We start from the raw sequence: 9,901 nt of genomic DNA, 5'->3' as shown, positions 1-9,901 counted from the left end.
CTCCATAGTAACTGTGCTTAAGCTAAGTTAATAATTTTATAGCTTTGACACAGTTCCGTTTACAGTCTCGAAAGCCTGGGCGCGATACAGGAGCCCGAAACAATAAAAAAAGCCACTCAATTATTGAGTGGCTTTTCTGTTTAATTAGGTATCAGTTCTATTGGTCCCATCATAAAACCAGCGTTACTGATCTTCTGCTGCCATACCGTATGCTGCTGGTACTCCATTTCTTTTGTGATCGGGTCCGGTAGCGATACGTTGTCATACCAGGTTGTGTGAGTAGGCAGCTCAGGTTCTTTATCTAGCAGGTAATAACCGTAGTCATTTCTGCCAACACCGTCCTTGTACTTATAAACACCGACCGTATTGCCGTACACCGAATTGCCCTTAGCTATGTAGTTCTTAGAGTAGTCGTTTGTCCAGATACCGGATACCCAGAAAGGATAATTGGTGCCATCAGCGTACTTGCCTGCTACAATACAGGTGTTATTCCTAATGATACAGTTTACAGACATAGCTAGGGCTAAACAGTAGTTACCCAACCCTACCATAATGTTATGTTCCAGTATCCAGTTTTTAGAAACGTCGCTTTCACCGTTTGCAGACGTACCGTCGATTATAAAGCCGCCACCAGTATACCTGTCAGCCGTTACACTCTTAAATGCCCCTGAACAGAAATTGTGTCTGATGTAAGCAGGGCTGTTATCAGGGGCACGCATAGAGTAGATGTTGATTGTGTCTTCTACCCATACGTGACCTGGTTCGCCCCATATCTCGTTGTATTCGATTACCTGGTTCGGTACACTCGTACCAGTGATACCTTTTATATTGATAGCCTGGTTCAAGTGGTTAGGCTGCCAGGTGTTTTTAATGTAGTTATACCTGATATTATAACCCTGAGTGTCTAGCTCAGTAGTGTATTCGACTTTAACAGTGCCACAATCTTCTATATAGTTGTTCTCGAATACTAGGAAGTAAGGGTTGTTAATTCTCAGCGCCCAAAAGCCCCAATCTGAGGTATAATTAGCAGAAAGGTGTTTATTGCCAAAGAAGATGTTATTCCTGATTACAAAGTCGTGTCTGTAATTGTAGGCATAGATTATCATTCCTAGACCTTTCAGAACACAGTCTTCTATATAGATTTTAGTTCTGATCGATAATTGCGAAGTATCTATACACCTGATAGCAGGGTCGTTTGAATTGATTCTCTTGTTCTTGATGTGTATCTCACCGTTAATGTCCCTCATTGAGTTTGTCAACATTATAGGTGCATCAGGGTAGGATATGCTGTCTCTGTCAGGAATCGCTTTGGCTCTGTATGCTGTTTCTACAGGTGGTTCGTACGTTGGCGGTGTCGAGTGTTTGTTTAAGAAAGCTTTTAACCTCTCAAGATTCTGGTTGATCGGCGGAGTACTATTAGTAGTGATTCTGTCTACCTTGCCGTTGATCTCCCTGTAATTGATAGTAGGCGTAGGGTTGTTAGGCATCCATACCGTAGGCAACGCATTATGCAACTCCAATGATTTCAGATAAGGGGATTCAACACCAGCACTAAAATCTATTGCAGTGTTAGGCTCATACCAGTTACCTACAGTCTGTGTTGTGGTTGGTATGTTGACAGGCGCTAAACCAGCGAATTCCAGCTTATTGCCTAATACGTCATAGATAGGGTTAGACTCGTTAGCTGGTATGTAAACACCATCTACTAAGTTGTACCCTGAGCTGTTTAAATAGCTGTGTGGTACATTTTTGTTCAGATAGTGATTAGACGACTTATCTGTATTCCAGGTGCCATTCCTGCCGTTACCTGAGCTGTCATACACAGTTGTGCCTGAACCCTCTTCGAACTTGTAGTGAAGCATCAAAATATCTTTCAACAGGTTAGTTTTCAGGAACTCGTTACCTGGGCGATGAACAGGAAGCTTTTTGTAGGTATGATAGAACCTTACATCTTCTGCGCTCCACCTCTCGGACCATATCTGCAGGTCGTATATTTTACAGGTAGCCCAGTTACCGTTTACAATCGGTGTAATGTTGTGGTACCTGATTCTGTCTTCTGTGTCGAACCCCTCTGTACCCTGCTGAACAAAATTTGTAAAGTCGGCATACCCGCTACTGTAGATTTTAGTATCTGTGATTAGGCCGCCTAAATCCGGTAAAACTATTGCGACGTGTACCCACTGGTTAGCAGGGATGTAAGAAGCTCTGAATTGTGTAGTAGTCGGAAAGCCGTGTCTGTTTACCTGCCACCTGAGTAGTAAATGGTCGTTGTATAAGCGTATCGTACCAAAGTCGTCCGTATTACCTATCAGGTTATTGTATGTGCCGTTAGCCTCTCTGTAAATCCAGAACGAAATAGTCTTAGCATAAATGTTGAAGGAATTGTTGATGTGATTATTTACAAAGGAGGCACAACGACCGTTGAGAAGGGGCCTGTTAGTACCCCTTCTCAACTCGTCCTGTATATGACCGTTTCTTATTCGTCTTGTGTTGAAGTATAGATGTTCGGCATTTAGTTTAGTGTTTAATAACATTGATTGAAAAACTATCTTTTGTTATATAGTGCAGTAGTCCAATTGTAAATACTGTCCACATATTCAAACTCGATAGTGTGATTCTCATTAGCCTCACCGTAAATAGGCAACAGCTTATTTGAATTACTATCTAAGATGTATTCTGAATAGGCACTATTAGCAGGTAAAGTAATGTATATTGTTCCCGCAACCGTTTGCTTGATCGTAAGCCTGCCTCTCGTACCTTCCACCACACCAGTTGCGTTGAAAGCAAATACTTGCTTAGCTGTTGTGTCTACTGTGAATTTGGAAGAGGTGAAGGCTTTGTCAGTACAGTTCAGATTAACGGCACCTGAAGCTATTGAAAGCGTTAAAGGAGCAACGGCAGCAGAAGAACCACCTCCAACAGTTATAGCGACGTTACCGCTGGCATCAGGAACGACGCCGTTCACTGTCTTAACACGTGCCGCTAATTCAACATCTAGATTGTATATACTGGCCATAGAGTGCCCGTGCCCCTTGGAAGAGAACGAGTCTAATTCCGCCTCAAGTCCAGAAATGTCCGTTATGAAGTGGGTGTGGTCAGACGGTGTAAAAGTAGTCGGCTTCTCCAAAATACTGGACCAGTTAATACTGCCACCTGTTGCTAAGTTTATGTTACCGTTTACGTCAGGGGTGTTGCCGTTTACAGTCTTGACGAAAGTATTAAACTCGCTGTGTGTATGGACTGTGGCTGCCTTACCGTCTAGTGTGGTCTGTAGATTGGTTACGTTCGCTATGGTATGGGTGTGGCTGGTTGCAGCCTTTCCGTTCAATTGTGTCTGGATTGCAGATGTAACACCAGATAGATACCCCAACTGTGTACTTGTAACTGCACTAACTGCAATTTTACCTGTCGAACTAGAAACTAAAGCCCTGTTTACTGTCAGGTTATTGTAGAGAATATTGTCTATGGCAGAGTTTTCTATTCTCTGTTGCTTTTGTTGTATTAACTCGTCATAGTAGTCGAAATTAGATTGCAGGTATGTAATATCAGACATATAGTGTGTGTGCGGCGGTATTTCGCCTGTATTGCCACCGCTGCCTGAAATTTCTATTACTACATTGCCAGCGCTATCTGGTATTACACCATTCACGCTTTTAACCATACCTGCGTGAGTGTGGCCTGTATCTGCTTTAGCGTCCAGTAAAGCTTGTAACCCTTCTATTTGAGAAGGATAATGTACGTGTGCGACAGGGGCAAAAAGTGGTTGACCACTAAAACTTGACAGTGTACCGCTGATGCGTATGTTATTTGTGAATAGAGTATTTGCAACATTCGCAGTTATGTTCTGCCCGCATAAGACTATGCTATTGCTGGCGTTGCTACTCACGACGTTGTTTACCCCACCGATTATTGCACTACCTGTAGCACCTGCTAAAACTTGGTTGTTTACCCCACCAAGAATTGCAGAATAATCCGCAGCAGCGCCAACATTACCAGGTGTCGTCACGAAGTTATGGTTAAACGCAGTCCAGCCTGATGCAATCACTTGCGCATCTGTTTGTCCTGTACCGGACGTAAAAGTACCTGTTGCTCCGGCTCTTGTGTTGTTGCCTATAGCTGTAGATTGCGAACCAAAAGCTGTTGTATTAGTACCAAACGCGGCGCTATTAGGGCCTGATGCGGTTGTGCTGTTACCGATTGAGACGGAGTTATTACCTGATGCAGTACTAAGGTTGCCCAGCGCGACAGAACTAGTTCCAGTGGCAAAATTTGAACCACTGGAGAGAGCGCCTTTGGCCGCGTCAAGCTTTATTGGCAGTTCGTACTGTATTAGTTTCTTGTCTCTTACAGTCAGGTAGTGTTTGTCATAACTCTTGGTATAAAAGTCATTTTCGATGAATTCCAGTTCCTTTTCTCCACCGATGGTTGTGCCGAATGAAGTAGCGTACTCTCTGGTGCTGCCTGTGTGGTAGGTAATGATCGGTGGGAAGCGTTCAGGTTTCAGTACCCCGTTATCGTACATATTGTTAACGAACACTGTTTGAGGTCCACCATCTATCATACCTCCAAAAAATGACTTTACATACCCCCAGGGTGGTGAAGTCGTATTATCTGGTAAGCGCTGTGCTGTGCCGTATTCTGCGCTGGCTGTACCGTTACTTAAAGTATAGTAGCAAAAGTTAGGGTAAGGTTTCTTAGACTCCAGGTAGAACGTAGACTTCTCGTAGTCAACCTTTCCGTCAGTTATTAAATCCTGGTACTTGTAGTTGAAACCTAAGCTTCTGTTTCTGTAATAACGGTTGCTGATTTTAGTGTAAATGTCATAATTGTTGTAAGCAGTGTTGTATGGTACAGAAGCAATGTCTAGCATATTTGCATCAGTCAGAGTAGAAGCAAATGTGTTGCTGTTATAATCATCTACACCAGATATTCTTATATAATGGAGTCCTTGAGGGTTTCCAGCCTTCACATAGACTTTAAAAATAGGTTCTTCTATTCTACCGTATTCCAACCAAGCGTCAAGACCAGCAGACAGGTAGTAAGGTTTATCTTCCGTTATGTCATAGCAGGGCATACCAGCATATCTGAGTGGGTTGGTCAGGTATGCTTGTCTTTCTTCTGTTGTAAACTTGTAATCTGCGTCTATAGCATCTGCGTACTGTCTCTTGAACTGTAATGGGAATTCTAACTTAGCCATTAAATTGTAATACTGTATTTTGCAGCACTCCCGAAAGGCGCTGTAGGTACGTAGTTGTATACCTTATAATTGATAGGAGTAAAGCCGTTAGCACCTTCCACAGATACTACCGTCTTCGTGAATATGTCTTTGACTTCCGCATTGAGACCTTCTACGTATTTGACGCTGTTGACGTCCCTGATGCTGGCAGGGTAGGAAAACTGTACGCTTGTCGCACCAGCCGGAATATTGATTGTGAAAGTTGTACCAGCACCAGGATTGAGTGATTTATTCACAAAGCTCCTGATATTGGCTGATGTGTTTAAGCCTGTCTTACTGGTGTCGTAAAAGAGATTCCTTCTGCCTACTATAGAAACAGTGTTTGAGCTAATGCTGCCAGCTTTGATCTGTCCGGTAGGGTAGGGGTTACCAAGGTTGGTATTCTTTACTGGACCGTCTGCATAGTAGAATGTAGCCTGATATTCTACTGTCTCGTCGCCTATGGAATAGCTGTCTGTAAAGCTGCTGATGGTAGCCTGGTCAAGCAGTGTAGTATTTCCTCTTCTTAAAAGATACCTGGTCAAATCACCCGCATCGTTCTTTGTGAATGTAGCAGAAAGAGCTGGTCTTATAAGTGTTCCAGCCTCTACGTTGCCGGTTATAGAACTACTGAAAGTCCTGGCCGGGGCGGTGTAAGAGGGTGTAGATTCCTTTGTGAATATCTTTTTCAGTATGGATACCACACTCTCGTCTTTGCTTAGCGTAGTACCATCTAAAATACCGCCTATGCTGACACCTGTAACCGGAATATCCTCACCTAGACGCGTTATCCTGGTGTCTATTTTGGTTTGTTTCAACTGACTAGTCCTCTAGTTTTTTCTTCAGGAATCCAAGTAAGTATTTCCTGATTTCGTCGGGGTTCAGCATAATGTGTGCTACACCTACTATTACCATAAATGGAATAAGCACCTCAGGAGCTGGCATTTTTTCGTAAGCCACAGCAAACCCGGTAGCAACCAGTAACAGTATGCCTACTATCGTACTCTTCCATTCTTTGATGTTATTTCTCATTTCTGATTTTCTGGTAGGTTTCCAGTTCGGTGAGTTTTAGCAGCACTTGCTGTATGAGCTCTTTCATCTCTTTCATTTCCTTACTCAAATCCTTATTAGCAGAGTTGATTTTTTCGATGTTAGATGCGTTGATTTCTGCTCGTCCTTCTAATTTGGTAACTCGTTCTCTCAAGTTAAACCAGCCTAATGTAAGTGGTATGATAATGACACCTAGTACACTAAATGCTATAGGAATGTAGTCCATTTCTTAGCCTATCCATATTTTTGGCTCATTGAGGAAAACAATAGGAGAAGCGCCTGTAATTGATTTAGGTGTGTGTTCTGTATTTTCTTCGCTCGAAAAGTATTGCGGAAAGTCCGCTTTATTAGTGCTCAGGTAACGCAATATGTTAGATTTTACCTGTTCCGCTTTAGAGTAAACTTCGTTACGCTTCAGTTTGACTACATCGATTGATGCTGCGTTAATGTCCTCTTTGTTACCCTTATTTGTGATTTCAAATAGGTTGAACATCAGCTCCCATTCTACCATCAGCGCAAAGTAGACTTTAATTTTATTGAACAATTCCATCTGCTTTACAGATAGTGCTGTGTTGTTAGTAGCGTGGTCCAGGTACAGCTCGTAAAGCGGTATAGACAGTAAGTCCTGAATGTAGAAGTCCGTTACATTCTGGAAAGCTATTTTGATAGCGGAGGCATCCTTGTGGAGAGTGACGTTAACCCTGCTCTTTAAGTATGATTCGGTAATAAGGAAAGACATTTAGTGTGAGTGTATTTTTAGCCCGAAGGTTGATTTTGTATGATGAAGTCGTCAAAGGATGAAACGAACTTACCTCTTTCAAAGCTCCAGATACCTGTCATAATGGTAACTAATCCAGGTCTGAAACTCCGCCAGTTACCATTGATGGCTTGGTTTTTATTTGTGGTGTATCTACCTGAAGCGTCTCTTATTTTACTTTTACCAGTATCGAAATATCTGATAGTCTTAGTGCTTCGGTTTCTTTGCTTCGGTTTTTTGTGTGAGGGAATCAAATCTAAATTACGAGTGCCGTACCTGGTTCCTGTCGATTGACCAACCCTACCTAGTCTTCTGTTTTCTTCATTATCAGCGTAGACATAGACGAATCTTACCCAACTTACTCTCGACCAGAAATACCAGTCATCAATGGCGGCCAACGTAAACTTCTGTTTTTCGTCAGCCGACATTGAGAGGTAATCGTTAATTTTATTCTGTAACTGTGTGTACATTCGTAAAATTGACTGGAGATAAGCCGATTTCAGTTAAAGCTCTATCATAAGCTTTTGCGGCGTCTTCCTCTATTTTATAGCATCCTAGATGCTTTCTGCCTGTTGGCGCTTTTATGTAGGCTAGCCAAATATTATCTCTCTTACAGAAACTAACTCCTAAGAATTTTGAGGTGGTCCTACCTTCTCTCTTTCTATTCTGATTTTGGCAGTTAGTTCTTATTGTAGCCCATCTTAAATTCGATGATAAGTTGTTCTTTGGATTACCATCTTTATGGTCAATGACTATCAGGTTTATTGGGTCTGGATTTTCTATGAAAGCATTAGCTACTAATTGATGTACTGATACTTTCTTTATTTTCCCATTTAGACTTAGATTAACACCATAGTGTCCACCGTCACTTCTGACATATAGACTTAAAAAAATAATTTTACCTCGTTTAAAGCTTTTAACTCTACCTAGGTCTGATATTTCGTAATGTCCTTCATAACCTACAACTGGCTTCCAGTTCTCGGTTGTTTCAATTTGAATTTCCATACTATTATACCAAGTCCAGGTACCAAAGTCCTAAATCTATTATTCCGTTTCAGACTCAATTTCAGGTGTATCATCTGTAACCTCGTCAGGATTTTCTACATCACCTGCTCCATTAATCAATTCAGGTAAAATATCTTCAGTGCTATAACCTTGTTCAGCAATCCATACTTCAGGTTTTAGGTAATCCATTTTCCAAGCTGGTACTTCAGTGTCAGTCATTAGAGCAGATGAGGTAATTTCTAATTCGTAATCTGAGTATCCGTTAAAATCTAACACTCTTCTAATGAAGGATATGAATGGTTTTTGGTAATGTCTAATTACATCGATATAATAAATTTCAAGAGCATCTCTGTAAAGCTTACCGTCGCTACCAAGTGTACTACCATCCATTGTTACACCTGCTACTATTGGATTACCTCCGTGCGCCGTTGAGATTTCATCAACGGCTACTTTTTTTCTACTTGCTACCTTATCTGTATTGTCAGTAGGGTTAAGAGGTGTTAGAGTGACTGAATTTATTTCTTCAGATATTACAGTCAATAATTTAGACGCGTTCTCAGAACCTGTAAAACCCGCTTTAATTTTAGCCATAAACTCTGCCTTCTGTTCGTCCGTCATATTAGCAGTAATGCTAAGTAAAGCAGAACCGAAGAAACCGTTCAGGATGTCATTAAGCGAGAATTTACCCATTTCGTATGCCATCTCAATAAAATGGATAGCACTAGCATAAGAGATTATTGGGTAGAACGGGTTACCTGTTGCACGTTTGTGGTAGAAGTAGACCTGTGTAGTCTCGTTGATGTTGTTAGGGTTGAATTTCTCGAAGTACTGTGGTTTGTTGACGGTAGGATTAGTCCAGTCTGCACTTATCCAGTACCCTTGTACATTACCTAAAACGTCAAGATTTTTGTCTACTCTGACTTTTGAAGAGTCTAGGTAGTCTATTGCTACAATTTTGTCCTTCATCCTATTGTAGCGCACTACTACGGCAAATGTCTCCAACACAGAAAGGTCAGTAGACACAATCTCAAGAAGGTTATCTGCTGTACCACCTTCTTCATTCAAATTCTCTAAAAACTCCGATATGTTGTCAGAGTAACTTAAACCCTCAGAGTATATAAGTTTTGATCTCTTATTAATGAAGCTTTGGTGTACTGTTGAGTAGGTGATAAGCTTAATCAGGTATTCAGGCCACAAATTTTTGTCACCATAGTTTACCCAAGGGTTGACACTGTACTTAAGCTGCGTCAGGTTGATACTTGGCATCCTTACTTCAGCTAATTGTACATTAAATACACTCGGAGAGCTCTTTTTAGCAGGTGTAGCCGGTGTTTTAGTTTTTCTCTTATTTTTCAATTCATTAGAATGGAATTTTTTAGTCTATCTGGTACCAGGTCATTCCCTGGAAGATGAAGCTTACTGAGCCCTCTGGTGTGTTAATGTAGAACTCGTTTTCGCCCTCAATAGAGTGATTGTTAAATCTGATAATCACAGGTGCTACACTCGCATCGTAAGTAGCTTTGAATATGTGTAGCTGTCCGTTAACAGGCGATACTGGCATCAGAACAGTCATAGAACCTGTTACCTTTATAAAGTGGTCGTCGTTCCTGATCTGGTAGTTATTGGTCGTTACTTCTACAGTATTGAATACATTACTAGGTGAAGCACTACCACTACCACCGCCACCTGAGCCACTACCTGGATTACTGGTAATAGGTGGGTTTGAGTAGATAGGGTCTGGTGCTGTGCCGTTTGCCTCTGGGTTGAGTTCCAGCGAAGACATTAAGTTGTAAGAGACCTCTTCTACTTTACCTAACTGACTGCCTGACATTTTAACGTTATAGCTACCACTCTCGGAACCACCATCAATAGTA

The 9,901-nt window shown here is 41.6% G+C and carries 10 protein-coding genes; all 10 read right to left on the bottom strand.

What is annotated here, in order from left to right; translation table 11 throughout:
* Window positions 1-140 precede the first annotated feature (140 nt).
* The gene (locus FVR03_RS22775; RefSeq protein WP_147924087.1) at window positions 141-2,534 is read right to left on the bottom strand and encodes a LamG-like jellyroll fold domain-containing protein; all 2,394 of its coding nucleotides are present in this window, start codon (window positions 2,532-2,534) and stop codon (window positions 141-143) included.
* Window positions 2,535-2,545: 11 nt separating this feature from the next.
* Window positions 2,546-5,197, bottom strand: coding sequence for a hypothetical protein (locus FVR03_RS22770; protein ID WP_147924086.1), 2,652 nt, complete (start codon window positions 5,195-5,197; stop codon window positions 2,546-2,548).
* Window positions 5,197-6,033 (bottom strand): hypothetical protein, encoded by an 837-nt coding sequence (locus FVR03_RS22765; protein WP_147924085.1) that lies wholly within the window; start codon window positions 6,031-6,033, stop codon window positions 5,197-5,199. Before FVR03_RS22765 ends, FVR03_RS22770 begins: the two co-directional genes overlap by 1 nt.
* 4 nt (window positions 6,034-6,037) lie before the next feature.
* Window positions 6,038-6,247: a hypothetical protein gene (locus FVR03_RS22760; RefSeq protein WP_147924084.1), complete on the bottom strand. Its 210-nt coding sequence runs from the start codon at window positions 6,245-6,247 to the stop codon at window positions 6,038-6,040.
* Window positions 6,237-6,419 (bottom strand): hypothetical protein, encoded by a 183-nt coding sequence (locus FVR03_RS22755; protein WP_222707299.1) that lies wholly within the window; start codon window positions 6,417-6,419, stop codon window positions 6,237-6,239. Before FVR03_RS22755 ends, FVR03_RS22760 begins: the two co-directional genes overlap by 11 nt.
* Window positions 6,420-6,494: 75 nt before the next feature.
* Window positions 6,495-7,004, bottom strand: a complete 510-nt coding sequence (locus FVR03_RS22750; protein ID WP_147924082.1) for a DUF6712 family protein — start codon at window positions 7,002-7,004, stop codon at window positions 6,495-6,497.
* A 17-nt stretch (window positions 7,005-7,021) separates the two neighbouring features.
* The gene (locus FVR03_RS22745) at window positions 7,022-7,450 is read right to left on the bottom strand and encodes a hypothetical protein (RefSeq protein WP_147924081.1); all 429 of its coding nucleotides are present in this window, start codon (window positions 7,448-7,450) and stop codon (window positions 7,022-7,024) included.
* A 19-nt stretch (window positions 7,451-7,469) separates the two neighbouring features.
* Window positions 7,470-8,027, bottom strand: coding sequence for an NUMOD4 domain-containing protein (locus FVR03_RS22740; RefSeq protein WP_147924080.1), 558 nt, complete (start codon window positions 8,025-8,027; stop codon window positions 7,470-7,472).
* 39 nt (window positions 8,028-8,066) lie between these two features.
* A complete protein-coding gene (locus FVR03_RS22735; RefSeq protein ID WP_147924079.1) occupies window positions 8,067-9,383 on the bottom strand; it encodes a phage portal family protein in 1,317 nt (438 codons plus the stop codon).
* A 19-nt stretch (window positions 9,384-9,402) separates the two neighbouring features.
* On the bottom strand, window positions 9,403-9,901 hold a 499-nt coding region (locus FVR03_RS24625; RefSeq protein WP_187270276.1), incomplete at its 5' end, for a hypothetical protein.

Source organism: Pontibacter qinzhouensis (assembly GCF_008017455.1).
GTDB lineage: Bacteria > Bacteroidota > Bacteroidia > Cytophagales > Hymenobacteraceae > Pontibacter > Pontibacter qinzhouensis.
Note: the sequence above shows the minus strand (reverse complement) of the source record. Positions and strands in the feature narration are given on the sequence as shown.